This is a genomic window from Pseudoxanthomonas sp. JC1303 (assembly GCF_058448525.1).
In genome coordinates, this window is the sequence record NZ_CP185958.1 from 3,336,815 (window position 1) to 3,363,534 (window position 26,720).

Below are 26,720 nucleotides of genomic sequence, written 5' to 3' on the forward strand. Positions count from 1 at the left end.
GTGGCAGCTCCTTTCCCCCTGCGGCCGGGGCATCCCGGGTCGCGCCCTGTGCTCCCTGGAGGCGCCGCGATGCTGACGCTCGTGCTGGTGGTGATCCTGGCCGCGTTGGTCTTCGAGTTCATCAACGGCTTCCACGACACGGCCAACTCCATCGCCACGGTGGTGGCTACCAAGGTGCTGGCCCCGGGCTGGGCCGTCGCCCTGGCCGCGGTGATGAACCTGATCGGTGCGCTGACCGGGACCGCGGTGGCCGCCACCATCGCCACCGGCATCGTCAACACCGAGGTGGTGGATGCCAGCTCCCAGGTCATCCTGTGCGCGCTGCTGGGCGGGATCGTGTGGAACCTGATCACCTGGTGGAAAGGCCTGCCTTCCTCTTCCAGCCATGCCCTGATCGGAGGGTTGTGCGGCGCGGCGCTGGCCGCCGCACACAACAACTGGGATGCGTTGATCTGGTCGCAGCATGCCGGCAGCTGGTTCAAGAACAAGGGCCTGCTGTGGAAGGTCTTCGTGCCGATGATCACCTCGCCCATCGCCGGCTTCATCCTGGGCGTGCTGATGATGCTGCTGCTGTGGGCGATCATCGCCGGCATGAGTCGCGCCGGCGGCATGTTGCGCCGGCTGGCGCGGCCACGCTGGGTCAATGCGTTCTTCGGCAAGGCACAGATCGCTTCGGCCGCCTACATGGGGTATGCGCATGGCCACAACGATGCGCAGAAGACCATGGGCATCATCGCCCTGACCCTGTTCGGCGCCCAGCAGGGCGGGGTGCTGAACGACCTGCCGTCGTGGCTGTCGTTCCTGCATCCGGACCCGGCGGCCAGTGGCGCCGACGTCGCCTTGTGGATCGTGCTGACCTGCGCGGTGGTGATGGCGGCAGGCACCGCTTCGGGGGGCTGGAAGATCATCAAGACGCTGGGTCACAAGATGGTCAAGCTGCATCCGATCCACGGCTTTGCCGCCGAGGTCAGCTCGGCGACCATCCTGACCGCGGCCGCACACTTCGGCATGCCGGTGTCGACCACCCACAGCATTTCCACGGCGATCATGGGCGTGGGCTATGCCAAGAATCCCAAGGCGCTGAAGGTCAGCGTGATCGAGCGCATCGTGTGGGCGTGGATTCTGACGATTCCGGCGGCGGGGGCCATTGCGTGGCTGATGTTGAAGGGGTTGCAGGTGATGGGGTGGGCGTAGGCCTTTTTGTCGCCTGACAGATTGCTGGGACGGGAGGCCTTGGGGCTTCCCGTTCTGCATTCGGGGATTGGCTTTTTTCGAGATGGGGCAGGAGCAAGCGCTTTCACGCCCTGCGGGCGCGACTTCCTTTTGTCTTGGCAAAAGGAGGCGGAACTGCGGCTCGCCGATTCCTCAAGAGGGAACGACGACGCACGCCGAGGCTTCGCGGCGGTGCCCTGCGCTTCTCGAAGAAGATGACATTTATTCCCTGCAGAGGGATGTTGCCCAAACTCGTTTCGCTCAGACTCTTCGGCCCTGTTTCGCTTCGCATGCTCGGCATGCTTTACGACTTAGACAGTCGATGTGGCGATGCTGGGGCCAAGGCAAGGCAAGAGCTTTCACGCCCTGCGGGCGCGACTTCCTTTTGTCTTGGCAAAAGGAAGCAAAACCGCCACTCGCCGGACACTCGCCGCCGCTGCGCGGCGGTGCCCTGTGCTTCTCGAAGAAGATGGCACGTCGCCCAAACTCGCTTCGCTCAGACAGGGCGACTCTGCGGCCATCTTCTTCTGCGATGCTCGGCTCGCTTTACGGCTCAGACAGGTGAAGCTCAAGCAACAGCAACAGCAACGGCAACGGCAACGGCAACGGCAAGGCAAAAGTAAAGAGCCAAAGCCAGGGCTCTGGCTTTTGCTTGCGCTCTGAAATCCTCCGTGAGGCACGGCGAAGGGGCGAGGCAAAGACCCGCAGGGCGACGTGCATGGATGCACGTCGTTTTTGGACGGGACAGGATGTCCCATCCAAAAATCCATCGGCCCGTAGCGAACCTGCGCGAAGCGCAGGCGTGCCGCCCGGAGTGTGTTGACCAGACGTGCGTCTGTTGAAAAGCGCCTCTTTGCCTAGCTTTCTTTGCACAAGCAAAGAAGGTAGGTCGGGCGGCGAAGCCGCACGAAAGCCGTTGCTTCTGCACTAAGCCAACAAATCGGGATGCGCTCGAACAACAAAGCAAGCCCAGCCTAGAATCCATCCATGGTCACCGACCTCTCCACCCCCGAAGCCCGCGCCGCGGCCATCCTCAAGGCCATCCGTGCCGTGCCGGCCGGGCAGGTGGCCGGGTATGGGGAGATCGCGCGCCGGGCGGGGCTGCCGGGGCGGGCGCGGCTGGTGGCGCAGGTGCTGCGCAAGTACGGGGCGCCGGATCTGCCCTGGTACCGGATCCTGCTGTCCAGCGGCCGGGTGGCCTTTCCCGAGGGCAGTCGCGGCTACCGTGAGCAAAGCCAGCGGCTGCGGGCCGAAGGGGTCAAGGTGGTCAAGGGGCGGGTGATCGGCCAGAAGGCCGCCGCGTCGATCGACGAGCAGATCTGGGGCCAGGAGTGAGCCGAGGACGGCGACTGGCGCGCGCCGGCCGGGGAATGGCCCGCCCACGCACCTGACAGGATCGAAAGCCGCGCCTTGCAAGGACGTTGGGCTGCCCGCACGTATGATGCAGCCCGATTTTCATGCACGAGGTTGTCGACGATGTTTCCCCGATTGCAGCCGGCCACCAAGGCCCTTCTGATCGCCAACGTGGTGGTGTTCCTGCTGCAGATGGTGTTGCCCGACGCGGTGACCACCCCGATGCTGCTGTGGCCGATCGGTAGCGGAGAGATGGTGCAGGGTGGCGGCTTCATGCCCTGGCAGTTGGTCACCGCCGGCTTCATGCACGCCAACATCGGCCACATCTTCTTCAACATGTTTGCGCTGTGGATGTTCGGCTCGCCGCTGGAGGCGGTATGGGGACAGAAGCGCTTCACCACCTATTACCTGGTGAGCCTGATCGGAGCCAATGTGCTGCAGGTGATCGTGGGGACGCTGCTGCTGCACCAGGGGCAGTTCCCGGCACCGGTGCTGGGCGCCTCGGGCGCGGTGTTCGCCCTGCTGCTGGGCTACGGGATGCTGTTCCCCGAGCATCGGATGATCATTTTCCCCATCCCGATGGAGATCAAGGCCAAGACCCTGGTGATCATCTATGGCGCGATGGAGCTGTTCTTCGCTTACACCGGTCGCCAGCCGGGCGTGGCCCATTTCGTGCACCTGGGCGGGATGCTGTTCGGCTGGCTGCTGATCCGCTACTGGCGCGGGCAGCCGCCGTTCGGGCGTAACGGGCGTGGCGGCGGGCGCCGCCGCAATCCGGGATTCCGGGTGGTGAAGTAGCCTAGAAAGCTCTAGTCATCGAAAGAAAACGCGGCCCATCGGCCGCGTTTTTTTGCCTTGCCGATAGCGCTGTTCAGCGCCAGATGCTGATCTGGTCGGCCTCCGGGTGGACCATCGGGGTGCCGGCCTTGCACGAGAACGTCTCGGCGAATGCGGGCAGATCCTGCAGCGGCCCATTGCTGCGCACCGGGCCCGGCGCGTGGGTGTCGCTGGCCTGGCGGATGGTGGCCTCTTCCGGCGCGACCTGCTGGCCCCACAGCTGCGACCAGCTGTTAAAGAAGGTCTGCTTGGCGCCGGTGTTGGGCGCCGACTGGGACGCGGTGTAGGCGTCCCAGGCCAGCTCCACGCCGGACAGGTCGGCCAGGTTCTCATCGCGGGTCAGGGCGCCGTTGACGTTGGTCGCGGTCAAGCCCGGGTAGGCGTAGCCGTTGTACTGGCTGGTCACCCGTGCGCCCAGTGCGTTCCAGGCGCTCAGGTCCGCCGGGGTCCACCAGTCGCGCAGCTCTCCGGCCGCGTCGATCATGCGGCCCTTGGCGTCGAAGCCGCGGGTGAGCTCGTGCCCGACCAGGCCACCAAAGGCGCCGTACAGCGCCGAGGTGTCGCGCTTGACGTCGAACACCGGGGCCTGCATCACCGCGGCGGTGATGATCAGGCGGTTCTGGGCCAGGTCGTAGGCCAGGGCGGGCTGCTGCGGCAGCACGTTCCAGCGACGCTCGGCGTTGCCCTTGCCGATGCGCTTCATCTCCTCGCGGTGGCGCCAGGTGCTGGCGATCAGCATGTTGCCGCCGAAGCTGCCGCGCCCCATCGGCTGCACGCTGTAGTCCAGGTCGCGCTTGGGCGCGCCGATCTCGATGTCCAGCTTGGCCAGCTTGGCCTTGGCTTCGGCCTTGGCCTGCGGGCTCATCCACGCGTTGCGCTCCAGCGCCCGGCCCAGCGCCTCGCGCACGCCGCTGGCAATGGCCTCGGCCTTGTCGCGGCTGTCCTTGGGCAGGTAACGCGCGGTGTATTCGCGGCCAAGCATCGGGCCGGCCGCGGTGTTGATCGCGTCCAGCACCTGCAGCCAGCGCGGATCGGGCGCCTGCTTGCCTTCCAGGATGCGGCCACGGAATGCAAACGAGGCATCACGCCAGGGCTTGGCCAGGTACGGGGCCATCGCATCGCCCACGCGCCAGCGCAGGTAGGCCTTCCACTCTTCGGGCGAGAGACTCTTGATCAGCCCGTCGATCTGGGAGAACAGGGCCGGGTCGGCCAGGGACACCATGTCGTCCTTGACCCCCTGGGCTTCCAGGAAATCGTCCAGCTGCAGGTTGCGGTACTGCTTCTTGAGGTCCTTGACCGCCACCGGTGCGTAGTTGTTGAACGGGTTGGCCAGCTGGTCCAGCGGGCGTGACGCCCGGGCCAGGCGGGTCTCCAGGTCCAGCACGAGGGCGGACTGCGCATCAAGCTGATCGGCCGGCGTGCCGGTCAGGGCCAGGATCTGCTTGATGTAGGCGCGGTAGCGGCCGAGCAGCTCACGGGTCTCGGTGTCGGTGCGGGTGTAGTAGGCCGGGTCCGGCAGGCCTAGCGCGCCCTGCATGAAGTAGCCGATGTGCCGGTCCAGCGCCTTGAGGTCCACGTCCGGGCTGAAGTTGAAGGCCACCGGGATCCCGACCTGGTGCAGGGCGGCGATCGCGGCCGGGACTTCCTTGGTCTTCTTGATCCCGTCGATGCGGCTGAGCAGGGGCGCGATCGGCTTAGCGCCGTCGGCCTCGACGGCGGCTTCGTCCAGGCCACTGGCCCAGAAATCCCCGAGCAGTTTCTGCACCTGGCCTTGCGGGGACTGCATGGCGCCGTCCAGCAGTGCTTTCTGCTGCTGCAGGCTGTAGTCGCGCATGTTGCCCAGCGCCGAGACGGCACCCACGCCGGCCGGCAGCGGATTGGCCTTGAGCCAGTCGGCGTTGGCTGCGGCGTAGAAATCGGTGCACTCGGCGCTGACCGCCGGGGCCTTCTTGGCCGGAGCTTTCTTCTTCTTGGCGGCAAGGGCCTCGCCGTTGCCCAGCGCGATCATCAGCGCCAGGGCGAGCAGGGTGGGCGTACGGGCGTTGCGCAACTGCATCATCGTCGAAGAGCTTCCGGGCGGTCGAAGGCGCGGATTCTAGCAACGTGTTGGCGCGCGAAGTGGGCGAGGTCTTCACCCGTGCAGGACGGACTCAGCCGGTCAGGCGGCGTGTGCGTGCCACAGCCAGAGGCCGACGCCGCCAAGCACGGCCCAGGCGCACAGGCCGGCCACCGTCGCCGCGCCTTCGGAGGGCTCCGAGCCGGGGCGCAGCCACCGCAGCACCAGGTACCCGGTCCCCTTGATCAGCACTTCCAGCAACAGGTCCGAGAGCAGCCACCAGATCAGGCGCAGTGCGCCACGCAGCAGGCCACCGGTGAGTTCCTCGACAGGCACGGCACGATCCTTGTGTGTGATTCCAATTCCCAGCTTAACCGCGGCCCGGCGAGCGCGCCGCGGTAACAGCAAAGGCCCGGACGTGCCGGGCCTTTGCTGGGGTGTCGCAGGAGCCAGGACGGCTTACCAGATGACCACGCGCTTGTCGTCCGGACGCACCATCGCGTCGCCCGCCTTGCACTGGAAGGCCTTGGCGAAGGCCGGCATGTTGGACGGGGCGGCGATGGCGCGCAGCTGCATCGGCGCATGCGGGTCGGCGTTGAGGTAGACGATGGCCTGCTTTTCGCGGATGTCGCCACGCCACACGCGGGCCCAGTTCATGAAGAACCGCTGGTCCGGGGTATAGCCGTCGACCTTCTGGTCGGCTTCGCCCGGGTGCTGTTGCATGGCGGTGTGCAGGGCATCGTAGGCCACGTTCAGCCCGCCCAGGTCGGCGATGTTCTCGCCCAGGGTGAGCTTGCCGTTGACGTGCAGGTCCGGCTTGTCCTTGATCGGGGTGTAGGCGTCGAACTGGTCCACCAGCTTCTGGGTGCGCGCGTCGAACTTGGCGCGGTCGTCCTTGGTCCACCAGTTGACGTTGTTGCCGGCACCGTCGAACTGGCTGCCCTCGTCGTCGAAGCCATGGCTGGCCTCGTGGCCGATCACCGCGCCGATGCCGCCGTAGTTGATGGCGTCGTCGGCCTTGGCGTCGAAGAACGGCGGCTGCAGGATCGCGGCCGGGAAGTTGATCGTGTTGTCGGTGGGGTTGTAGTAGGCGTTGACCGTCTGCGGTGTCATGCCCCAGTCCTTGCGGTCGGTCGGCTTGCCGATCTTGGCGATGTCGTACTGGTAGTTGAACTTCTGCGCGGCCTGCAGGTCGCCGTAGTAATCATCCTGCTTGATCTCCAGGCCGGACCAGTCGCGCCAGGTCTCCGGGTAGCCGATCTTGGGCAGGAAGGTGTCCCACTTGGCGATCGCCTTGGCCTTGGTGTCCTCGCTCATCCAGTCCAGGTGCTGGATGCGGGCCTTCAGCGCGTTGCGCACGTTGTCCACCAGTTCGGTGGCGCGGGTCTTGGCTTCCGGAGTGAACACCTTGGCCACGTACAACTGGCCCAGGGCCTGGCCCATGGATTGATTGACCGCACCGAGCACGCGCTTCCAGCGCGGCTTCTGCTGGGGCTGCCCGGACAGGGTCTTGCCCCAGAAGTCGAAGCTGGCATCCACGAACGGCTGGCTCAGTGCGTTGGCCGCTCCGTCGATGGCGTGGAATCGCAGGTAGGCCTGCCACTGATCGGTCGGTGCCTTGGCCAGCAGCTTGTCGAACTCGGCGAAGAACTTCGGCTGGGACAGCGAGAAGCCCTTGTCGATGCTCACGCCCTGGGCGTTGAAGAAGGTCTCCCAGGAGAAATGCGGGGTGACCTTGTCGGCCTCCGCCACGGAAACGAAGTGGTATTGGTTCTTCGGATCACGCGCGTCCACGCGCGAAAGCGAGGCGGCGGCCAGCTGCTTTTCCAGATCGAACACCTGCTGGGCCTGGGTCTTGGCCGCGGCCGGGTCGGTGCCTGTCAGTTCGAAGGACTTGGCGATATACGCGGTGTAGGCGTCGCGGATGTCGGCGTACTTGGGATCGGTGTAGTAGTCCTTGGTCGGCAGGCCCAGCCCGCCTTCGTTGGCGTAGGCGATCTGGGTCTCGGCGTGCTGGTAGTCGGCACCGGAGCCGAACTCGAACACCTGGCCGTCGCCCTGGGCGTAGCGGTCGACGATGTACTTGGCCACGTCCTGGTTGTTCTTCAGGCCGGTGATGGCGTCCAGGGTGGGCTGCAGCGGCGTGTAGCCAGCCTTGTCGATGGCGGCCTGGTCCATGCCCGCGGCATAGAGCGCGCCGATCTTGTGCTCGATGGAGTCGCTGGGCGCGATCTTGTTCTTGGCCGCGGCCTCGACGATGTCGTGCTGGGTGTTGAGGCTGTCTTCGGCCAGCTTGTTGAAGGCGCCCCAGCTGGTGCGATCGTCGGGGATGGGATTGGCCTTGACCCACTTGGCGTTGACGAAGCCGTTGAGGTCGTCGCAGACGTTGATGTCCTTGTCCAGCTCGGTCACGTCAAAGGACGGGACCTGCTTGGCGGCATCGGCGGTGGCCGGCGGAGTCGAGGCCTGGGCCGGCGTGGTGTCCTCGTGCTTGTTGCAGGCCGACAGGGCCAGGCTCACGGCGAGGGAGAGGGTGATCAGTTTCGGTGCGTTCACGTATTCGGGACTCGTTGGCTTTCGCGGCCGATGGAAGGTGCCTTGCGGCACATGGGAAATAAGTGACGACGCGGCATGACGCCGCGTCGCCGTGCGCCAGGGGCGCGGTGGCTTACCAGATCACGACCTGCTTGTCCTGCGCGCGCACCATGGCATCGCCCGGCTTGCATTCGAACGCCTTGGCGAAGGCCGGCATGTTGGACGGGGCGCCGTTGGCGCGGAAGTTGGCCGGGGCATGCGGATCGGTCTTCAGGCGCACGGCCAGCTCTTCCGGAGTGAAGTTGCGGCGCCACACCGTGGCCCAGTTGAGGAAGAAGCGCTGGTCCTGGGTCAGGCCATCGATCTCCGGTTCCGGCTTGCCTTGCTCGGCGACCTTCATCGCGTCGTAGGCGGTGTTCAGGCCGCCCAGGTCGGCGATGTTCTCGCCCAGGGTCAGGTCGCCCTTGACCTTGCCGCCATCGCTTGTCGTATAGCCGTTGAACTGGTCCACCAGCTTGCCCGTGCGGGCTTCGAAGCCCTGCTTGTCGGCATCGGTCCACCAGTTCTCGAAGTTGCCGCTGGGCCCGAACTGCGCGCCCTGGTCGTCGTAGCCGTGGGTCATCTCATGGCCGATCACTGCGCCGATGCCGCCGTAGTTCAAGGCCGGATCGGCCTTGGGATCGAAGAACGGCGGCTGCAGGATGGCGGCCGGGAACACGATCTCGTTCTGCTGCGGGTTGTAGTAGGCGTTAATGGTCTGCGGGGTCATGCCCCACTCGGTCTTGTCCACCGGCTTGCCGATCTTGGACAGGTCGAACTTGTAGTTGAATTCCTGCGCGGCCAGCACGTTGCCGATGTAGCTCTCGCGGCTGGTCTTCAGCCCGGACCAGTCACGCCACTTGTCCGGATAGCCGATCTTGGGAGTGAAGGTGTTCCACTTGGCGATGGCCTTTTCCTTGGTCTCCGGGCTCATCCAGTCCAGCTTCTCGATGCGCGCCTTGAGCGCGGTGCGCAGGTTGCCCACCAGCTGTTCCATCTGTTGCTTGGCTTCCGGCGGGAAGGCGACCTTGACGTAGAGCTGGCCCATGGTCTCGCCGACCTGGCGGTTGATCGTGCCCAGCACGCGCTTCCAGCGGTCCTTCATTTCCTTCTGGCCACGCAGTGTCTTGCTCCAGAAGGCGAAGTTCTCATCCACGAACGGCTTGCTCAGGTACGGGCTGGCCTCGTCGATGGTGTGGAAGCGCAGGTAGGCCTGCCAGGCGGCCGGGTCGGTATCGGCCAGCATCTTGGACACTTCCTCGTGGAAGGCCGGGATGGCCAGCGAGAACTTCTCCGGCGGGGTCACGCCTTGGGACTTGAAGAACTCGGTCCAGGACCAGTTGGGGGTCAGCTTGTCGGCCTCTTCCAGGGTGACCGGGTTGTAGAACAACCCGACATGGCGTGACAGTTCGGTGCTGGTCTTGGACACCTTGGCCAGGCGGGTCTCGAAGTCGATGACCTGCTGGGCCTGGGCGGCGGCGGCCTCTGGGGCGATGCCAGCCAGCTCCAGGGTCTTGGCGATGTGCGCCTGGTAGGCTTCCAGCTTGGCCTTGTTTTCGGCGCTGGTGTAGTACTCCGGATCGGGCAGGCCCAGGCCGCCCTGCATCGCGTAGGCAATGTTCATGTCCGAGGCCTTGAAGTCGGCGTTGGCGCCGAAGCCGAACAGCATGTTCTGGCCCTTGGCCGCGCTGGTGCGCAGGTAGTCGGTGATCTTGGCCTGGTCGGTCAGCCCGTCGATCGCGGTCAGCTCGGCCTGGATCGGCGCGATGCCCTGCTGCTCGATCTTGTCCTGGTCCATGCCGGTGGCCCAGAAGTCACCGACGATCTTCTCCACGCCGGTGGCGTTGGTGTCGGCGGCGGCCTGCTCGGCCAGCTGGTGCTGGACCGCTTCCGAGCGCTCGCTCAATACCTCGAAGCTGCCCCAGCTGGTGCGGTCGCCCGGGACCGGGTTGGCCGCCAGCCAGTTCTGGTTGGCGTAGGCGTTCAGGTCCGTGCAGACGTTGGCGTTCTTGTCCAGGTCGGCGGCCTTGAAGCTGTTGAACGGCGGCAGCTTGGAATCGTCCAGGGTCAGGGCCTTGGGCGCGTCGGCAGGCGGGGTCGACGTGGCCGGGGCCTGGTCGTCGGATTGCTTGCAGGCCGCCAGTACGGTGGCGATGGACAGGGTGAGCAGCAGGATCTTGGTCTTGGACGTGCGCACGTAGGCTCCCTTGGATAACCGTGAAGTCGCTCTTGCCGCGGGTGGTCCGGGCAATCGTGGGACTGTAACGCGGCGCCGGGAGGCGGGCCGGTGTCGAAGGTCATGGGCCCCGGCCGGGGGCTGGGCTCAGGGCGCCAGGGGGTCGCGGGCGGCCACCAGGTCGCGGGTGGCGCGCAGCAACAGGTCGCTGCCGCGGGCGTCCTCGGCGTGGAGGGTGGCCAGGCCCATGCGCAGGCCGTTGCCACGGGCCGCGGGCCCGGGGCGGCCGGGCCGGCCTTCCAGGTCCACCATCAGCGCGGTGGCCAGCGCGGTGGCGGTGTCGGCGCCGGTGTCCGGCAGCAGCGCGGCGAAGCGCCCGGCATCGAGACGGGCGATCAGATCGCCGGGCCGGCGCAGGCGCAGGCGCAGGGCGGCAGCCAGCGGCAGGGCCAGCTCCCCGCGTTGCCCGGGCAACTGCGGCCCGGGGCCGCGCGCCTCCACCAGCAGCAAGGACAGCGGCCGTCCGCGACGGCGCGCGGTGCGGACATCGCGCTCCAGACGGGTGTCGAACCAGGCGCGGTTGGCGGTTCCGGTACCCGGGTCCAGGCGCGACCGGCGGCGCGTGCGCTGCCAACTGCTGATCACGCCGGTCACCACACCGATCATCAAGACCAGCAGGGCGGCCATGGGAGGAAACCACGCGCCGGCCAGCAGCAAGGCCCAGCACAGCAGGCCGACCAGGGCCACGGCCAGCCCCATCGGCACCCAGAGCGTGTGCATGCCCGGCAGTCCGAGCAGCAGCAGGGGCAGGCAGACCAGGACAACGGCGAGCGAGACCTGCGCCAGGATCGGGATGGGCCAGATCGCGCGGTCCTCAAGCAGGCGCGCCACCGCATTGGCCTGTATATCCACCGGCGCCAACTGGTGCGCCATGCCGGGCACCGTCACCTCGCCGACCGGGGCGTCATCGGTGCGGCCGACGATCGCGACCCGCCCCGCCAGGCGCTCGGCGCCGATGCGGCCGTCCAGGACACCGGCGGCCGGAACGTGCTCGATGCCACCGCCACGTGGGTAGGCCAGCAGGACCGTTTCGGTTCCCGACCAGGTCTCCGGCCGTGCGTCGGATGTGGCGACGGCGCGGTGTCTGGCATGGCGGGCGGGAAGCGCAGTGCCGTGGGTCGCCAGGGACTCGAGCACGAGTGAGAACGCAGGCCAGCGTGGCGTACCCAGCCCCGCATGCAAGTCGAGTTGGCGTGGCATGCCATCGGGGTCGGTGCTGACTTCCACATGGCCCAGCGCCGCGGCGGCCTCAGCCAGGCTCGGGGCGGGCAGCAGGGCCGTGGCCGGCTGCGGCGGCGCGGGCAGGTCGGCCATGACCGGCAACACCACCGCACCGTTGCGGCGTATCGCCTGCGTAAGCAGCGCGTCACCTTCGGGATCGTAGAGGCTGGGCTGGGCCAGCAGCAGGTCCAGGCCGATTGCGCGGGTACCAGCGGCGGTCAGGCGATCCACCAGATTCGCCAGTTCGCGTCGCGACCATGGCCATGGCCCGAGCTGACTCACGCTGGGGGCGTCGATGGCGACCACGACCACCTGCTGCTCTCCCTGGGCATGGCGTGCGCCGGCAAGGCGGTCGAACAGGCCGCGATCCAGCGGCGCGGTGAGGCCGGAAAGGGTCAACAGCACCACCAGTGCCGCGGCCCCGATGCCGGTCAAGACGCGCTCACCGACATGCGCCCGGCTGCGGCGGATGGATCTCAGCGCGCGCATCAGGCGATGGGTTCGTGTTGGGGAGGATCTGTGTTCACGCTACCCTGCGCATTCGGTCCTGCCCGGCATGTGGTGTCCCATTTCGGTCCTTCCCCTGATCCGTGCAACGTCATGAACGCCAGCCGCAGATTGTGTAAGCCGTCACGGAATTCTGCCTGATGCGCGGCGCCACGTCCTGCGACGTCCTCCTGGTCGGTGGCGGCCACAACGGCCTGACCTGCGCGGCCTACCTGGCCCGCGCCGGGTTGAAGGTGACCGTCCTGGAGCGGCGCGGGGTGCTCGGTGGGGCGGCGGTGACCGAGGAATTCCATCCCGGCTTCCGCAACTCGGTGGCTTCCTACACCGTCTCGCTGCTGCAGCCCAAGGTGATCGCCGACCTCGACCTGCACGGCCATGGCCTGCGCATCGTCCAGCGCAGGTGCGGCAATTTCATGCCGCTGCCCGATGGGCAGTTCCTGCTGACTGGCGCCGGGCAGACCCAGGCGCAGGTTGCCAAATTCTCCCGGCGCGACGCCGAGGCCTTGCCGGCCTACGAAGCGCGGCTGGAGGCCATGGCCGATGTGTTGCGCGCGCTGGCCCTGCAGCCGCCGCCGAATATCACCGGCGATGGCTGGTGGAAGGCCCTGCCCGAACTGCTGCGCGGCGCGCAGCTGGGCCGCCGGCTGATGTCGCTGGACCAGACCCTGCGGCAGGAACTGTTGGATCTGTTCGTGCTCTCGGCCGGCGAATACCTGGACCGCTGGTTCGAGAGCGCGCCGATCAAGGCGCTGCTTGGTTTCGACGGCGTGGTCGGCCACTACGCCAGCCCTTACACGCCGGGCAGCGCCTACGTGCTGCTGCATCACGTGTTCGGCGAGGTTGATGGAGTCAAGGGGGTCTGGGGACATGCGATCGGCGGCATGGGCGCCATCACCCAGGCCATGGCGGCTGCGGCGCGCGCGGCCGGCGCCACGTTGCGCACCGACGCCGGCGTGGACGAGGTGCTGGTCGAAGGCGGTCGCGCGGTTGGCGTGGGCCTGCACACCGGCGAGATCCTGCGCGCACGCTGCGTGGTGGCCAACGTCAATCCCAAGCTGCTCTACCAGCGCCTGCTGCGCGCCGAGCACGTGCCGCAGCCGACCGCCGAACGCATGCGCCACTGGCGTTGCGGCTCCGGCACGTTCCGGATGAATGTCGCGCTGGACCGGCTGCCCTCGTTCACCGCCTTGCCAGGTGAAGGCGACCACCTGACCGCCGGCATCATCCTGGCGCCGTCGCTGGAATACATGGAAAGGGCCTACCTCGATGCGAAGGCGTATGGCTGGGCACGCGATCCCATCGTCGAGCTGCTGATTCCCTCCACGCTGGACGATTCGCTGGCGCCGCCCGGCCAGCACGTGGCCAGCCTGTTCTGCCAGCACGTGGCGCCGGAGCTGTCCGATGGGCGCAGCTGGGACGCACACCGCGAAGAGGTCGCCGACCTGATGATCGCCACGGTCGAGCGCTATGCGCCGGGCTTCGCCGCCTCGGTCCTGGGCCGGCAGATCAAGAGCCCGCTGGACCTGGAGCGCGACTTCGGCCTGGTCGGCGGTGACATCTTCCATGGTGCCCTGACCCTCAACCAGCTGTTCTCATCGCGCCCGGCGCTGGGCCAGGCGGGCTATCGCGGCGCGATTCCGGGCCTGTACCTGTGCGGGGCCGGTACCCATCCCGGTGGCGGGGTGACCGGAGCGCCAGGACACAATGCCGCGCAGGTGGTGATCGGCGACCTGCGCTGACGTGGCGCCGTGGGCGGCATGCGGGCCGCGCTAGCCTCGAGGCTCACCAAGGCATCGGGATCGCGACGCGATGTGGACGGATTTTGCCCTGCTACAGGCCGCGGGTGTGGCGCGCTATAGGTGAACTGGGGCCCTGAGGTGGGCGGGGTGGCCCTCGGAAGGATACTCCGCTCAGCGTCTGGGCGCGGGCAGGGTGGCCAGTTCCGAAGCTGAAGGGACGTGCTGCCACTTGGTCAGCGCCAAGGCCTTCGTCGAAGCCTGGGTGTTGATCCAGTTGGCGACTTCGCTGGCGTTGTCCTTGCCATACATGCGCTTTGAATAGACCACCACTTCGCCGGTGCCGTCGACCAGCACCAGCCGGGCGAACACGACCTCGACGACATCCTCGATCGACATCGCCGCCACGATCAGGTGTTCGGCAGGGGTGTCGGCGGTCATCGGCCTGGAATCGGTCGCCAGGATCTTGCCGTGTGCCTGGTAGCTTGCCAGCAGCGCGTTGGCGAGCGCCGCCAACTGTTCTGGCTGCTGCACCTCACGCTTGATTGCCACGCTCAGCATGTCCTGCCAGTGGTCCAGGTCTTCCTGCCCGGCGGGCGTGAATTCGTATAGGCCATCCTGCGACCAGCGGTAGCGGTATGAACTGCCCTCGAACTGCAGCGTGGTCGAAGCAGATGCCGGGCCGTCATCGGCCCATGCCGGGAGGGCGGGGGCCAGCAGCGCGAACGCCAGGATTGCGAACCGGCGGATCGCCGGCCGATGGGTCTTCATGGTCAACCTCCTTGTCGTGTTATTGCAGAAATGGCACGTCGATGTGCGCCCGGAACTATGCCACGGCGCGCCCGGCGCCAGGCGGAGTCGTCGCTGTTGGCCGAAAAACCAGGGATCTTGCCGTCAATCCGCCGCGGCTTCCAGCCGCAGCTGTTCCTCGCGCGCATGGCCCAGGTAGGCGCGGATCGCGTGGCGCATCAGGTACAGCAACGGGATCATCGCCACGGCCGCCAGCATCTTGTAGCCGTAGTTGACCGTGCTGATGGCGAAGAAGCGCGGCAGCGACCAGTGCTGCGGGCCCAGCACGAAGGCGATGTAGATCACCACGAAACTATCGACCAGCTGCGAGACCGCCGTCGACCCGGTCGCGCGCAGCCACACATGCCGCTCACCGGTGGCGTTGCGGATGCGGTGGAACACCTGCACGTCGATCAACTGGCCCAGCAGGAAGGCCACGATCGACCCGCCGATCGACCACAGCCCCTGGCCGAAGATCGCCGCGAATGCGGCCTGGTAGTCCGGCACGCCCTGCGGCGCGGCCACGGTCACCCACCACGCGGCCGGGGCGGCATGGATGGCCAGATAGGCGAACGCAAACCCGTACACGATCAGCGCTACCGCCACCCAGGAAATGAACTGCACGCCGCGGCGGCCGAAGAACTCGTTGATGGTGTCGGTCAGCACGAACACGAACGGCCACAGCAGCGTGCCGACGGTGAAGCTCAGCGAGCCGGTCTGGCCGAACAGGTTCCACTGCAGCGGGTCGATGCCCAGGGTGTCCTCCAGGGCGAAGATCTTGACTCCGATGAACTCGGCCAGCACCGCGTTGACGCACAGGAACGCCGCCAGTGCGATGAACAATCGCACCGCCCGGTCGTCCAGGGTGCGCGCCACCACGCTCACCGGCGCTGGTCGCCGGCGCGGGTGAAGGGCATCGAATCGGGCGCCACCGCACCGCCGGAGATGATGAAGCTCATGGCCTGGTCCACGCTCCAGTCGGTCGGGGTGAGTAGTTCCACTGGCACGATCTCCAGATACCCGCTGGTCGGGTTGGGCGTGGTGGGCACGTAGACGGCGGCCAGTTCGCGGCCGGTGCCCTCCTCACGCATGACCCGCGTCACCAGGCCGACGGACTTCATCTCCCGGTGCGGGAAGTCGATCAGCACCACGCGCTGGGTGCTGCCGGGCTTGGTCTGCAGCATGTCCAGCAACTGGCGCGAACTGGTGTAGATGGTGCTGGCCAGCGGCACGCGCAGGATCAGGGCCTCGAACCAGCGCAGCAGCGTCTGCCCGACCACCCGACGGGCGAGGAAACCGGCCAGCAGGATCACCAGCAGCGTGGCGACCAGGGCGATGACCGCCTGCACCGACTGCCCGTTGAGCCAGGACGCCATGCCGGGGAAATCGTTGGCGATGCTGCGGGAAATGGGCTCGACGAGCGGCTTGCTGGCATCGGACAGCAGCACGAAGACGAACTTGACGACCACCCAGGTCAGCCAGATCGGCAGCAGGGTGAGCAGGCCGGTGAGGAACAGGCTCTGCAGGGAAGGGCGTGGGGTGTGGGCGGACATGCCGGTATTGTATGGCGCGCTCAAGGCGCGCAGCGCGCGCCAGGACAGGAAAGGAGTGTGGTGATGGTGCGGGTATTGAAGTGGATCGGGGCCACCCTGCTGGCGGTCTTCGTGCTGGCGCTGGGGGCTTATGGCATCTCCCGGGCGATGAGCCCGACGCGGGCCGAGCGCGCGGCGCTGGAGGCCCTCACGCCAAGCAAACCGCCTGCCGGCCGCAACGGCTTCGCCCAGCTCTGGCTGCTTCCGTACGCGGTGCCCGCCGACGAACAGGCTGGCGTGCTGAAAGCCGACCTGGCGGCCTATGCCAAGTCACCGGAGGGCTTTGTCACCACCGCCGAGAAGCAGTGGCCGCACGAACAGGTCAATGGTGTGCCGGGTCTGCGGGCGTGCAGCTGGACCGACCAGGACTGCCTGGCCCGGGTACGCGGCAACCAGGCCGCCTACGCCGCACTGGTGGCCCGCAACGCCGGCCTGAGCGCGCGGGTGGAGGCCTTGGGTGAGGCGGACTATGTGCATAACCCCTTTCCGCTGGGACTGACGATGCCCATGCCCACCTACCAGGCACTGGGCGCGCCACAGACCGGGCATGCGCTGGCCTTCGTGCGCGGGCATCGCACCGAGGCGCTGGCCGGCGTCTGCCGCGACGCCAGGACCGCGCGGATGCTGTGGAAACGCCCGGACACGCTGGCCGACGGCATGATCTCGCTGGCGATGCTGCGCGGCTCGGCGAACCTGTTCGCCGAGATGTTGGCGCAGATGCCGGCCGACGCCGCGTTGCCCGAGGACTGCCAGGACGCCTTTGCGCCGTTCGCGCAGGGCGGGATCTGCGCGGCGATGCAGGGCGAGTTCTCCTACATCAGCGCCAATGTGCAAGCCGGTGGCTGGCGGCTGGTCGAGGGCGCGGGCGCAGCCGAAGGGCGCTGGCTGTTCGACCCGGGCAAGACCCTGGCGCGCATGGCCGTGCGTCCGGCGTGGACCTGCCAGGCGCCTGGCCAGGCGCAGGTGAAGGCGGACAAGCCGGTTACCGTGCCGGCGGATCTTGGGACTGGCTGGAATGTCCGCTGCATCGCCAACGCGGCCGGCTGCGTGCTGAGCAACATGGAAACAGCGGATTTCGCCCCACACCTGCGACGTCTGCAAGATGGTGTCGCACAGGCCCGGCTGGTGTCGGTGGCCTTGTGGCTGCGCGCCAACCCGGGCAAGACCCTGGACGATCTGCCCGAAACGCTCAGGCAAGGGCGTGCGCTACAGCTGGATGCCGAACACAAGACCCTGTCGATGCGGCTGTTCGCGCCGCAGGACGGGCAGGCGCGTTGGAGCATTCCCTTGCCCGCCTCGCAGGCCGACTGAGCGCTGAAAGGCGGGGGCGGCTCAGGCCTCGGCCGACGCGCTGCGCGCGGCCGGCTTGAGCCGGACATAGAGCTGCTTGCGCACCCGGGCCACGACCTCGCCGTCTGCATCGACCACGTCCAGCTCGAACCAATGCAGGTGCTTGGCGCCGCCGGCGGTGGCCTGGCGCAGTTGATCCAGAGTGGCCGCATCGATGCGGAAATCGGCGCTCACGGTGCCGCGTCCCGGTTTGACGAACTCAATCTCCCCGGCCTTGTCCCATACGAAGTAATCCCGGCCCAGGCAGTGCATCACCAGCAGCATCCAGAACGGATCGGTCATGGCGAACAGGCTGCCCCCGAAATGGGTGCCCACGTAGTTGCGGTTCCACGGCCGCATGCGCAGTTCCACCCGCGCATGGCGCCAGTCCGGCGTGATCGCCGCGACATGGATGCCGGTGAACAGGAACGGTGGCCACAGATTCAGGCCGTTGCGCAGGGTGGACGGTTTCATCAGCGGCCGAGAGCGGAGATCAGGCGGGAGGCGAGGCTAACATACGCATTAGTATGGAGTGGCGTTGCCCGATGACTTCCCAGGCGCTGGAAACAACCGTGGGAGCCGCTACAGCGGCGATCAGGCTTACTCCGCAAAGCCCATCGCCGCTGTCGCGGCTCCCACGGATTTTCAGATGCTCGTGGCCCCGGAAACTGCGCCGCGAGCGCCCTGGTTCAGAACAGCAGCGCGGACATCTTGCGGCGATAGGTGCCCACCAGGTCCTCGTCCTCGATCACCCGGAAGGCGTCGATCAGGGTCTTCTTGGCCAGGCCGTCTTCCCAGGCGCGGTCCCGGCGCAGCAACTCGATGAACTGCGCCAGGGCGCCTTCGGCATCGCCGGCCACCAGCTTGTGCACGCCCAGCAGGTGACGCGCGCGCAGGTCGCCCTCGTCGGCCGCCAGCGCCTGTTCCAGCGCGGCCGGGTCGGGCGCGCCCTTGAGCTGGGCGGCGAAGGCCAGGCGCGCATGCGCGTTCACTGCGCGGTCGTCGGTGGCCAGGTTGGCGGGCAGGTTTTCCAGCAGGCCGCCGGCTTCTTCCACCTCGCCGCTGCGCAGCAGGGCCAAGGCCAGGTCCAGCTTCAACTCGTCCTTGTCCGGCTCGGCGGCGATGCCCTTGCGCAGTTCGGCGATCTGCTCGGCCAGAGACAGCGGGGGCAGTTCCTCTGGCTCGGCATCTTCCTCATTGGCGGCCGGCTGCACGCCGATCTGCTCGAGCACCTTGCGCAGCTCGCCCTCGGGCAGGGCGCCGGGGATCGCGCCAAGGACCTGGCCGTCCTTGACCACCACCAGGGTGGGAATCGAGCGCACCTGGAACATCGCCGCCAGTTGCTGCTCCTGGTCGACATCGACCTTGGCGACCTTGAAGGCGCCGTGGTACTCGGCCGCCAGCTTGTCCAGGATCGGCCCCAGGGTCTTGCACGGCTCGCACCAGCTCGCCCAGAAGTCGACGATCACCGGCACCTGCAGGGACTGCTGCAGGACCTCGGCCTCGAAGGTGTCGGTAGTGGCGTTGAAGACGTGCGGCTGGGCGCTCATGTGGGCTGGATTCCTCGCAAAGGCAATGACGGGCACATGGTGCCGGGCGGCGGAGGATACAAGGCGTGGCGCCGGCCACATTGACAGCCGGCCCGGGACGGCTAGCCTGCCGGGCCCATGACCTGCGATTCCCGACACCTCCCTGTGACCGCACGCCTGCCCTTCGGGAACCGGCGATGAGCCCGGCGCGCCTGCGCCTCCTGCACGCCGCTCCGGCGCCCCTGGCGGCACTGCTGTGGCTGGGCAGCGTGCTCGGCTTCGGTGCGATGCTGCCGGGGTATTCCCAGATGATCTATCCGACTGCGGCGTTGGGCGCGCTGGGCATCCCGCGCGCGCAGTTGTTCAATCTGCTGGGCTACGCGCTGCCCGGCGCGCTGATCGGACTGGGCGCGCTGAGCCTGCGGCTGCGGCTGCCGCTCAAGGCCCCGTGGCCGCAGCGGATCGGGGCGCAGCTGATGTTCCTGTCGGCGCTGGGGTTCGTGGCGATGGGGCTGTTCCGGCTGGATCCCCAGCAACTCGATGGCCGCTCCACGCGCCTGCACGCCACCGCCTGGGTGCTGTGGTGGGCCAGCGCCCTGGCCGGAACATTGCTGCTGGGCCTGGGGCTGCGCGGGCAGGTCGCCTGGCAGCGGCTGGCCCGCGATGGACTGGTGCTAGGCCTGGCGATGGCCGTCCTGGCGCTGATCGGGCCGATGCTGATGCCCGATGGCCTGAGCCAACGCCTGTCGATCCTGGCCTGGATGGCCTGGGCCGGCATGGCCGGACTTGGCGGGCCGGCGGGGCAGGGCAGCGGCCTGTCTCGATGACGGTCTGAATGGCCGCCGGGCTGCCAGCGGGTGCAGCCGGTGGTGCGCTGCGGTACGCTTTCCTGCTTTGCAGCTGCGTCCGAAGCCTTCCGCCATGTCCGCCGTTCCCGAAACCCACGCCTACGACCCCAAGCAGGTCGAAACCTCCGCGCAGCATTTCTGGAACGCGACCCAGGCCTTCGAGGTCAGCGAGACCTCCGACAAGCCCAAGTACTACTGCCTGTCCATGCTGCCGTATCCGTCCGGCGCGCTGCACATGGGCCATGTGCGCAACTACACCATCTCCGACGTTATCAGCCGCTACAAGCGCATGACCGGCCACAACGTGCTGCAGCCGATGGCCTGGGACGCCTTCGGCCTGCCGGCGGAGAACGCCGCGATCAAGAACAAGACCGCGCCGGCCAAGTGGACCTACGCCAACATTGCGCACATGCGCGAGCAGCTCAAGTCGCTGGGCTACGCCATCGACTGGACGCGCGAATTCGCCACCTGCTCCCCCGAGTACTACGTGCACGAGCAGCGCATGTTCACCCGCCTGCTGCGCAAGGGTCTGGCTTATCGCAAGGCCTCGGTGGTGAACTGGGACCCGGTGGACCAGACCGTGCTGGCCAACGAGCAGGTCATCGACGGCCGCGGTTGGCGCTCGGGCGCACTGGTGGAAAAGCGCGAGATCCCGCAGTGGTTCCTGCGCATCACCGACTACGCCCAGGAACTGCTGGACGGCCTGGATACGCTGGACGGCTGGCCCGAGTCGGTCAAGACCATGCAGCGCAACTGGATCGGCCGCTCCGAAGGCCTGGAGATCCAGTTCAACGTGGAAGGTGGGCATGACCCGCTGATGGTGTTCACCACCCGCCCGGACACGCTGATGGGCGTGACCTTCGTGTCGATCGCCGGCGAGCATCCGCTGGCGCTCAAGGCCGCCGAGACAAATCCGGAACTGGCCGTGTTCCTGGAGCAGCTCAAGCTGGGCGGCGTCTCCGAAGCCGAACTGGAGACCCAGGAAAAACGCGGCATGGACACCGGCCTGAAGGCCGTTCATCCGATCAGTGGCGAGACCGTGCCGGTGTGGGTCGCCAACTTCGTGCTGATGGGCTACGGCACCGGCGCGGTGATGGCCGTGCCCGGCCACGACCAGCGCGATTTCGAGTTCGCCACCAAGTATTCGCTGCCGATCGTGCAGGTGATCGAGCTGAAGGAGCCGCGCAACGAGGCCGAGTCCAGCTACGACGCCACCGAGTGGCGCGACTGGTATTCGGACAAGACCCGCGAGTTCCAGCTGGTCAATTCGGCCGAGTTCGACGGACTGGATTTCCGCGGCGCCTTTGAGGCGCTGGCCGAGCGCTTCGAGCGCAAGGGTCAGGGCCAGCGTCGGGTCAACTACCGTCTGCGCGACTGGGGCGTGAGCCGCCAGCGCTACTGGGGTTGCCCGATCCCGGTGATCCATTGCGAAAGCTGCGGCGCGGTCCCGGTCCCGGACGACCAGTTGCCGGTCGTGCTGCCGGAGAATGTGACCCTGGACGGGGTGAAGTCCCCGCTGAAGGCCGACCCGGAGTGGCGCAAGACCACCTGTCCGGAGTGCGGCGGTGCGGCCGAGCGCGAGACCGACACCTTCGACACCTTCATGGAGTCCAGCTGGTACGTGGCGCGCTACACCAGCCCCGGCGCGGCGACGATGGTCGACAAGCGCGCCAATTACTGGATGCCCGCGGACATGTATGTCGGCGGCATCGAGCACGCGATCCTGCACCTGATGTACTTCCGCTTCTATCACAAGCTCATGCGCGACGCGCGGCTGGTGGACAGCGACGAGCCGGCCACCAACCTGCTCACCCAGGGCATGGTGATCGCCGAGACCTATTACCGCGAGAACGCGGATGGCTCGAAGGACTGGATCAACCCGGCCCTGGTGGACGTGCAGCGCGACGAAAAGGGTCGCATCGTGGGCGCGACCCTGGCCGCCGATGGCCAGCCGGTGCAGATCGGCAGCGTCGAGAAGATGTCCAAGTCCAAGAACAACGGCGTGGACCCGCAGGCGATGGTCGACAAGTTCGGTGCCGACACCGTTCGCCTGTTTTCGATGTTCGCCGCCCCGCCCGAGCAGTCGCTGGAATGGAACGAGGCGGGCGTGGAAGGCATGTCGCGCTTCCTGCGCCGGCTGTGGACCCAGGCTCAGCGCCATGCCGAGGCCGGCACTGCGCCGGCGCTGGATGTGGCTGCGCTGAGCGCCGAGCAGAAGGCGCTGCGCCGCAAGACCCACGAGACCATCGCCAAGGTCGGTGACGACTACGGCAAGCGTCACGGCTTCAATACCGCCATCGCCGCAGTGATGGAGCTGTCCAATGCGCTGGGCAAGTTCGACGACACCAGCGAGCAGGGCCGCGCGGTGCGCCAGGAAGCGCTGGAGGCGGCGGTCTTGCTGCTCAACCCCATCACCCCCCACTCCAGCCACGCGCTGTGGCAACTGCTGGGCCATCCCGAAACACTGCTGGAGGACCTCGCCTTCCCGCAGGCCGATCAGTCCGCGATGGTGCGCGATTCGGTCACCCTGGCGGTGCAGGTCAACGGCAAGCTGCGCGGCACCATCGAGGTGGCCGCCGATGCGCCCAAGGACCTGATCGAGTCGCTGGCCAAGGCCGAGCCCAACACCGCCAAGTTCCTTGAAGGGGTCGCCATCCGCAAGGTGATCGTGGTGCCGGGCAAGATCGTCAACCTGGTCGTCGGGTGAGGTCTCAAGCCGCGTTCACGCTGGGTCGGGCAGTCTCTTGGCCCGTCCAGTTGCCGCCCTTGGGCGCCTCGTCCAGACTCTCTGCCATGAATCCGACCCCGACGTTGCGGCTGCTGGCCGTCATCCTGCTCGCCGTTTCGCTCAGCGCCTGCGGCTTCCACCTGCGCAGCAAGATCGCCCTGCCGTCCGATCTCGGGCCGGTGAAGGTCGTTTCCAAGACCCGTTACAGCCCCTTGGCCGAGGATCTGGCAATCGGGTTGAAGGCCGCTGGCGCCATTCCCGCTGCCGAAGATGCCGGTGACAACGTGGCGACCCTGGACATCAAGTCCGAGCGTTGGGGCAATCGTCCCATCGCGTTGGACCAGTATGGTCGCGCGCAGGAGTACAGCTTGCGGTATGCGGCGATCTTCGAGTTTCGGCGCGCTGACGGCACCGAGTTGGTGCCCCTGCAGGTAGTGGAGTTGTCGCGTGACTATGTGGCGCAGTCGACCAACCTAACCGGTACATCGTCGGAAAAGGAAATACTGGCCGACGAACTGCGGCGCGACATGGCCCAGGCCATCCTGCGCCGGATCGATGGCGTGGTGCGTGGCGTTGGCCGTCCGGGCGGTGCGACCATCCACGCCGCGCCCGTCGACGAACCCGTCGCCCCGACGCCCTGACATGGAGTTGCCTGCCGACCGGCTGGCGACGCAGGGGGCTGAAGCCGCACTGGCGCCGGCCTACCTGATCGCAGGGCCCGAGGCGCTGCTGGTGCTGGAGGCCGCCGATGCGATCCGCGCCCGGGCCCGGGCCGAGGGCATCGCCGAACGCGAAGTGTTCGATGTGGAAGGGCGTGAAGTGGATTGGGCTGGCCTGCAGGCCAGTTTCGATGCGCCCAGTCTGTTCAGCGCCCGGCGCTTGGTCGAGGTGCGCCTGCCGACCGGCAAGCCCGGCAAGGAAGGCGCCGAGGTGATCAGTGCCTTCTGCGCCCGCCCGCCGCAGGACGTGGTGCTGCTGGTCACCGCCGGCGAATGGAGCAAGGCGCATCGCGGCAAATGGGCCGACGCGATCGAGCGGATCGGCGTGCTGTCGATCGCCTGGGCGATCAAGCCACACGAGTTGTCCGGCTGGGTCCAGGCGCGCTTGCGGGCCAAGGGTTTGCGCGCCGAACGCGATGCCATCGCCAGCCTGGTGGAACGGGTGGAAGGCAATCTGCTGGCCGCCGCGCAGGAGATCGACAAGCTGGCCTTGTTGGCCCAGGGGCAGACGCTGGATCTGGCGACGATGGAGTCGTTGGTGGCCGATGCGGCGCGGTTCGACGTGTTTCGATTGATCGAGGTCACCTGGTCGGGTAATGCCGCGCTGGCCTCGCGCATGCTCCAGGGCCTGCGCGCTGAGGGCGAGGCGGTGGCGGCGTTGATGCCGATGATCGTGCGCAACCTGCTCAGTACCGCCCAGTTGGCCCGCACCGCCGAGCGGGGTGGCAATCTGGCCGCCGAGATGAAGGGGCAGGGGATCTGGGAAAGTCGGCAAGCACCGTTCAAGCGGGCGCTGCAGCGGCACGCCAGCGCCGCGCGTTGGGCGCGTCTGGTGGCCGAGGCTTCGCGCATCGACCGCATCGCCAAGGGCCGCGCCGAAGGCGACGCCTGGGTGTCGCTCGAACGCCTGCTGCTGGCCATCGCCGATAGCGCCGCCACGCGCCTGGTGGCCTGATTCCGCGCTCGATTGGAGCGCGGCCCAGCGAGAACGCCCATGCAGACGCCGGTCCCACTTACGCTGATCTACGGCGGCACCTTCGACCCGTTTCATAACGGGCACCTGTCCATTGCGCACGCAGCCGGGCGTGCCCTGGACTGTACCGTCACGCTGGTCCCTGCCGCCGACCCGCCCCACCGAGCACCGCCGGGCGCCAGTTCGGTCCAGCGTCTGGCGATGCTGGAAGCCGTTGCCCTCGCAGATCCGCTGCTTCGCGTGGATCGTCGGGAACTGGACCGGCCAGGTCCCTCCTACACGGTCGACACCTTGCGCGGCTGGCGTGGTGAGCTAGGCCCGGAGGCGCCGATGGCGCTGCTGATGGGCGCGGACAGTTTCCTGGCCCTGAGCACCTGGCATGCGTGGGAGGCACTCCCGGGGTTGGCCCATCTGGTGATCGCCGATCGTGGCGAATCGGCACTGTCCACGATGCCCGCACCACTGGCGCAGGTCATGCGCGGCCGCTGGGTCGATGACCCCGCCGCCTTGCGCGCGGCTCCCGCGGGGCGGGTGATGGCGCTGCACCAGCCGCTGCAGGCCGAATCGGCCACCGAGGTGCGCCAGCGGATCGCCACGGGGCGGAACTGGCAGGCTCTGCTGCCGCCGCCTGTCGCCGCGTTCATCCAAGCCCACGGTCTCTACGGGGCGTCGGCGCTATAATCGCGCCCTGTCGATCAGCCAAGTCTCTCTTTTGTCCAGCCAAGCCCAAGTCATCAAGACCCGTCTGCCCAGTCCGCCTCCTGCGCTACCGGACCTGCTCGCCACCGTGCATGCAGCCGTCAATGAGCTCAAGGCCAAGGACGTCGTCGAGATCGACGTGCGCGGCAAGTCCAGCGTATCCGACTATCTGGTCATCGCCTCTGGGACTTCGACGCGGCACGTAAAGTCGATCGCCGACGAGGTGGTCAAGTTCGCTAAGAAGCTTGATGTCATGCCGCTGGGCGTGGAGGGTGAACGCGAGGCGGAATGGGTTTTGGTGGATCTGGGCGATGTGATCGTCCACATCATGTTGCCGCGCGTCCGTGAGTTCTATGCGTTGGAGCGCCTGTGGACCGTTGGCGACCAGCCGCCGGAAGAACTGGAGTGAGCGTTTAAGGCGTGAGCGGCCAGCAGCGCGCGAATCCCCCCGATCGCGATGATCGCAACTCGCCCAGGCACGCTGTGCTGTTTTCCACTCGCGTCCGGCATCAAGCATGAAAGCCCGGCTGATTGCCACCGGTGAGCGCGCGCCTGGCTGGGTTGCGCAGGGCTTTGCCGAATACCAGAAGCGCCTGTCGCACTGGTTGCCGTTTGAACTGGTCGAAGTCACGCCCGGGCTGCGCGGCAAGCACCGCGACGCGCAACGCGCCATCGAGGACGAGGGCCAGCGCGTGCTGGCGGCGTTGCCCAAGGGCGCGCACATCGTCGCGCTGGAAGTGACCGGCAAGCCCTATTCGTCAGAACACCTGGCCCAGCGCCTGGAGCACTGGCGCGGTCAGGGCCGTGACCTGGCGTTCCTCATCGGGGGTCCGGAAGGCCACGCACCGGACGTGCTGGCCGCCGCGCATGAGACCTGGTCGATCGGCCCGCTGACCCTGCCACACATGATGGTGCGCCTGATCGTCGCCGAGCAGTTGTATCGCGCTGCGGCGATGCTCGCCAATCACCCCTATCACCGTGCCTGAAATCGAAGCGCCGGGACATGGCCCGGCGCTCCGGTCTCGCACGCTGCGCAGATCAACGCAGGCGGAAGTCCACAGGGACCCGACCGTAGGCCTGGACCGGATGACCATCCTGCATGGCGGGCTGGAACCGCCAGTTGTCCAGCACCTGCTGACGCGCGGCGCGATCCAACTCCCGATCACCGCTGCTCGTCTCGATCACCACCTCCAGCGGCTTGCCGTCCACGTCCACCAGCACGCGCAGCATCACCGTGCCTTCTGAACGGCGGGCGATGGACGCGCGTGGATAGCGGGGCGCGGGCGCACTGACGTAGGACAGGTGTGAGGCGCTGATCGGGCCCGTTGACGGTGCCGGCGCGGCGCTGGTGGGTGTTGCAGGCGCGATGGTGGCCGGTGGCGTCCATGGCATCGGATCTGCCTGGGTGATCTCGACCGGTTCGGGTGCAGGTGGGGAAACGACCGGCGTGGCCGTTGTCGGTGTGCGTGGGGCGGCGATGGGGGGCTTGGGATGTGCCGGCGGCGGCGCCGTCACGGGCACCTCGACCGGCTTTTTGATGATTTCCAGCTGAGGACGCCGATCGGGCAACCGCTGGGCCAGTGGGGGTAGGGTGGCGGGAATCAACAACAGCATGAGCGCCACCGCGTGCACCAGGATCGCCGTGGCGATCCCGCCAATGCGCGCGGGGTTGAGCCCGGCCTCTGTGTCATGCGGATACGTGCGAACCATGGACCACCTCCGGTGTCGGGACATGTTTCGGAATCAACGCACGACCGCCGCGAAGGGGGTTGCGACGGCCGC

At 67.4% G+C, this 26,720-nt stretch carries 23 protein-coding genes; 12 read left to right on the forward strand and 11 right to left on the reverse strand.

From position 1 onward, the window contains the following. Positions 1–69: 69 nt before the first annotated feature. The 3 genes from ACORQU_RS15055 to ACORQU_RS15065 all read left to right on the forward strand — a co-directional run bounded on the left by ACORQU_RS15055 (position 70) and on the right by ACORQU_RS15065 (position 3,363). The gene (locus ACORQU_RS15055; RefSeq protein ID WP_491641906.1) at positions 70–1,194 is read left to right on the forward strand and encodes an inorganic phosphate transporter; all 1,125 of its coding nucleotides are present in this window, start codon (positions 70–72) and stop codon (positions 1,192–1,194) included. A 1,005-nt stretch (positions 1,195–2,199) separates the two neighbouring features. After that, a complete protein-coding gene (locus ACORQU_RS15060) occupies positions 2,200–2,547 on the forward strand; it encodes an MGMT family protein (protein ID WP_491641907.1) in 348 nt (115 codons plus the stop codon). Positions 2,548–2,688: 141 nt separating this feature from the next. Beyond that, entirely contained in the window at positions 2,689–3,363 is a 675-nt protein-coding gene (locus ACORQU_RS15065) for a rhomboid family intramembrane serine protease (RefSeq protein WP_491641908.1), read from the forward strand. A gap of 73 nt (positions 3,364–3,436) precedes the next feature. Here the strand turns inward: ACORQU_RS15065 and ACORQU_RS15070 are convergent, their stop codons facing one another. From ACORQU_RS15070 to ACORQU_RS15090, 5 genes are all read right to left on the reverse strand, one after another. Then, positions 3,437–5,461: a M13 family metallopeptidase gene (locus ACORQU_RS15070; RefSeq protein WP_491641909.1), complete on the reverse strand. Its 2,025-nt coding sequence runs from the start codon at positions 5,459–5,461 to the stop codon at positions 3,437–3,439. Positions 5,462–5,560: 99 nt separating this feature from the next. Further along, on the reverse strand, positions 5,561–5,794 hold the full coding sequence (locus ACORQU_RS15075; protein ID WP_491641910.1) for a hypothetical protein: 234 nt from the start codon (positions 5,792–5,794) through the stop codon (positions 5,561–5,563). A gap of 123 nt (positions 5,795–5,917) precedes the next feature. Then, a complete protein-coding gene (locus ACORQU_RS15080; protein WP_491645145.1) occupies positions 5,918–7,996 on the reverse strand; it encodes a M13 family metallopeptidase in 2,079 nt (692 codons plus the stop codon). Positions 7,997–8,126: 130 nt separating this feature from the next. After that, positions 8,127–10,205: a M13 family metallopeptidase gene (locus ACORQU_RS15085; protein WP_491645146.1), complete on the reverse strand. Its 2,079-nt coding sequence runs from the start codon at positions 10,203–10,205 to the stop codon at positions 8,127–8,129. 150 nt (positions 10,206–10,355) lie between these two features. Then, entirely contained in the window at positions 10,356–11,978 is a 1,623-nt protein-coding gene (locus tag ACORQU_RS15090; protein WP_491641911.1) for a CHASE2 domain-containing protein, read from the reverse strand. A gap of 158 nt (positions 11,979–12,136) precedes the next feature. On the opposite strand from ACORQU_RS15090, the gene ACORQU_RS15095 reads away from it, so the two are divergent. Beyond that, a complete protein-coding gene (locus ACORQU_RS15095; protein WP_491641912.1) occupies positions 12,137–13,735 on the forward strand; it encodes a phytoene desaturase family protein in 1,599 nt (532 codons plus the stop codon). Between the two features lie 171 nt (positions 13,736–13,906). On the opposite strand, the gene ACORQU_RS15100 is transcribed toward ACORQU_RS15095, so the two are convergent. The 3 genes from ACORQU_RS15100 to ACORQU_RS15110 all read right to left on the reverse strand — a co-directional run bounded on the left by ACORQU_RS15100 (position 13,907) and on the right by ACORQU_RS15110 (position 16,074). Then, entirely contained in the window at positions 13,907–14,503 is a 597-nt protein-coding gene (locus tag ACORQU_RS15100; protein WP_491641913.1) for an HI_0983 family protein, read from the reverse strand. A gap of 123 nt (positions 14,504–14,626) precedes the next feature. Next, entirely contained in the window at positions 14,627–15,406 is a 780-nt protein-coding gene (locus ACORQU_RS15105) for a queuosine precursor transporter (protein WP_491641914.1), read from the reverse strand. Continuing rightward, a complete protein-coding gene (locus tag ACORQU_RS15110) occupies positions 15,403–16,074 on the reverse strand; it encodes a DUF502 domain-containing protein (protein WP_271646372.1) in 672 nt (223 codons plus the stop codon). The genes ACORQU_RS15105 and ACORQU_RS15110 overlap by 4 nt, the downstream gene beginning before the upstream one ends. A gap of 63 nt (positions 16,075–16,137) precedes the next feature. On the opposite strand from ACORQU_RS15110, the gene ACORQU_RS15115 reads away from it, so the two are divergent. Next, positions 16,138–17,424 carry a hypothetical protein gene (locus tag ACORQU_RS15115; RefSeq protein ID WP_491641916.1) on the forward strand — a complete coding sequence of 429 codons (1,287 nt, stop codon included), beginning with the start codon at positions 16,138–16,140 and terminating at the stop codon, positions 17,422–17,424. 21 nt (positions 17,425–17,445) lie between these two features. On the opposite strand, the gene ACORQU_RS15120 is transcribed toward ACORQU_RS15115, so the two are convergent. Together ACORQU_RS15120 and trxA are read right to left on the reverse strand one after the other, a co-directional pair. Next, the gene (locus tag ACORQU_RS15120) at positions 17,446–17,916 is read right to left on the reverse strand and encodes a DUF4442 domain-containing protein (protein ID WP_491641917.1); all 471 of its coding nucleotides are present in this window, start codon (positions 17,914–17,916) and stop codon (positions 17,446–17,448) included. A 215-nt stretch (positions 17,917–18,131) separates the two neighbouring features. Then, the gene (gene trxA, locus ACORQU_RS15125; protein ID WP_491641918.1) at positions 18,132–18,992 is read right to left on the reverse strand and encodes a thioredoxin; all 861 of its coding nucleotides are present in this window, start codon (positions 18,990–18,992) and stop codon (positions 18,132–18,134) included. Between the two features lie 176 nt (positions 18,993–19,168). Here trxA and ACORQU_RS15130 point away from each other — a divergent pair, with 176 nt between their 5' ends. The 7 genes from ACORQU_RS15130 to rlmH all read left to right on the forward strand — a co-directional run bounded on the left by ACORQU_RS15130 (position 19,169) and on the right by rlmH (position 25,924). Further along, positions 19,169–19,798, forward strand: a complete 630-nt coding sequence (locus ACORQU_RS15130) for a DUF998 domain-containing protein (protein WP_491641919.1) — start codon at positions 19,169–19,171, stop codon at positions 19,796–19,798. A 94-nt stretch (positions 19,799–19,892) separates the two neighbouring features. Continuing rightward, a complete protein-coding gene (gene leuS, locus ACORQU_RS15135; protein WP_491641920.1) occupies positions 19,893–22,526 on the forward strand; it encodes a leucine--tRNA ligase in 2,634 nt (877 codons plus the stop codon). Positions 22,527–22,612: 86 nt separating this feature from the next. After that, positions 22,613–23,188 (forward strand): LPS-assembly lipoprotein LptE, encoded by a 576-nt coding sequence (locus ACORQU_RS15140; protein ID WP_491641921.1) that lies wholly within the window; start codon positions 22,613–22,615, stop codon positions 23,186–23,188. A gap of 1 nt (position 23,189) precedes the next feature. Next, positions 23,190–24,221 carry a DNA polymerase III subunit delta gene (gene holA / locus ACORQU_RS15145; RefSeq protein ID WP_491641922.1) on the forward strand — a complete coding sequence of 344 codons (1,032 nt, stop codon included), beginning with the start codon at positions 23,190–23,192 and terminating at the stop codon, positions 24,219–24,221. 39 nt (positions 24,222–24,260) lie between these two features. Then, complete coding sequence (gene nadD, locus ACORQU_RS15150) at positions 24,261–24,920, forward strand: nicotinate-nucleotide adenylyltransferase (RefSeq protein WP_491641923.1); 660 nt, start codon at positions 24,261–24,263, stop codon at positions 24,918–24,920. A 31-nt stretch (positions 24,921–24,951) separates the two neighbouring features. Continuing rightward, positions 24,952–25,347 carry a ribosome silencing factor gene (gene rsfS, locus ACORQU_RS15155; protein WP_271646362.1) on the forward strand — a complete coding sequence of 132 codons (396 nt, stop codon included), beginning with the start codon at positions 24,952–24,954 and terminating at the stop codon, positions 25,345–25,347. A 106-nt stretch (positions 25,348–25,453) separates the two neighbouring features. Beyond that, complete coding sequence (rlmH, locus tag ACORQU_RS15160; protein ID WP_491641924.1) at positions 25,454–25,924, forward strand: 23S rRNA (pseudouridine(1915)-N(3))-methyltransferase RlmH; 471 nt, start codon at positions 25,454–25,456, stop codon at positions 25,922–25,924. A gap of 52 nt (positions 25,925–25,976) precedes the next feature. Here the strand turns inward: rlmH and ACORQU_RS15165 are convergent, their stop codons facing one another. Further along, positions 25,977–26,648 (reverse strand): energy transducer TonB, encoded by a 672-nt coding sequence (locus ACORQU_RS15165; protein ID WP_491641925.1) that lies wholly within the window; start codon positions 26,646–26,648, stop codon positions 25,977–25,979. Between the last annotated feature and the right edge of the window lie 72 nt (positions 26,649–26,720).

What these genes read in the sequence shown, in the direction of transcription:
- ACORQU_RS15055 (WP_491641906.1), top strand. Translation starts at nt 70, where the DNA reads ATGCTGACGCTCGTGCTGGTGGTGATCCTGGCCGCGTTGGTCTTCGAG.
- ACORQU_RS15060 (WP_491641907.1), top strand. Translation starts at nt 2,200, where the DNA reads ATGGTCACCGACCTCTCCACCCCCGAAGCCCGCGCCGCGGCCATCCTC.
- ACORQU_RS15065 (WP_491641908.1), top strand. Translation starts at nt 2,689, where the DNA reads ATGTTTCCCCGATTGCAGCCGGCCACCAAGGCCCTTCTGATCGCCAAC.
- ACORQU_RS15070 (WP_491641909.1), bottom strand. Translation starts at nt 5,461, where the DNA reads ATGATGCAGTTGCGCAACGCCCGTACGCCCACCCTGCTCGCCCTGGCG.
- ACORQU_RS15090 (WP_491641911.1), bottom strand. Translation starts at nt 11,978, where the DNA reads ATGCGCGCGCTGAGATCCATCCGCCGCAGCCGGGCGCATGTCGGTGAG.
- ACORQU_RS15095 (WP_491641912.1), top strand. Translation starts at nt 12,137, where the DNA reads ATGCGCGGCGCCACGTCCTGCGACGTCCTCCTGGTCGGTGGCGGCCAC.
- ACORQU_RS15100 (WP_491641913.1), bottom strand. Translation starts at nt 14,503, where the DNA reads ATGAAGACCCATCGGCCGGCGATCCGCCGGTTCGCAATCCTGGCGTTC.
- ACORQU_RS15110 (WP_271646372.1), bottom strand. Translation starts at nt 16,074, where the DNA reads ATGTCCGCCCACACCCCACGCCCTTCCCTGCAGAGCCTGTTCCTCACC.
- ACORQU_RS15115 (WP_491641916.1), top strand. Translation starts at nt 16,138, where the DNA reads ATGGTGCGGGTATTGAAGTGGATCGGGGCCACCCTGCTGGCGGTCTTC.
- ACORQU_RS15120 (WP_491641917.1), bottom strand. Translation starts at nt 17,916, where the DNA reads ATGAAACCGTCCACCCTGCGCAACGGCCTGAATCTGTGGCCACCGTTC.
- trxA (WP_491641918.1), bottom strand. Translation starts at nt 18,992, where the DNA reads ATGAGCGCCCAGCCGCACGTCTTCAACGCCACTACCGACACCTTCGAG.
- ACORQU_RS15130 (WP_491641919.1), top strand. Translation starts at nt 19,169, where the DNA reads ATGAGCCCGGCGCGCCTGCGCCTCCTGCACGCCGCTCCGGCGCCCCTG.
- leuS (WP_491641920.1), top strand. Translation starts at nt 19,893, where the DNA reads ATGTCCGCCGTTCCCGAAACCCACGCCTACGACCCCAAGCAGGTCGAA.
- ACORQU_RS15140 (WP_491641921.1), top strand. Translation starts at nt 22,613, where the DNA reads ATGAATCCGACCCCGACGTTGCGGCTGCTGGCCGTCATCCTGCTCGCC.
- holA (WP_491641922.1), top strand. Translation starts at nt 23,190, where the DNA reads ATGGAGTTGCCTGCCGACCGGCTGGCGACGCAGGGGGCTGAAGCCGCA.
- nadD (WP_491641923.1), top strand. Translation starts at nt 24,261, where the DNA reads ATGCAGACGCCGGTCCCACTTACGCTGATCTACGGCGGCACCTTCGAC.
- rlmH (WP_491641924.1), top strand. Translation starts at nt 25,454, where the DNA reads ATGAAAGCCCGGCTGATTGCCACCGGTGAGCGCGCGCCTGGCTGGGTT.
- ACORQU_RS15165 (WP_491641925.1), bottom strand. Translation starts at nt 26,648, where the DNA reads ATGGTTCGCACGTATCCGCATGACACAGAGGCCGGGCTCAACCCCGCG.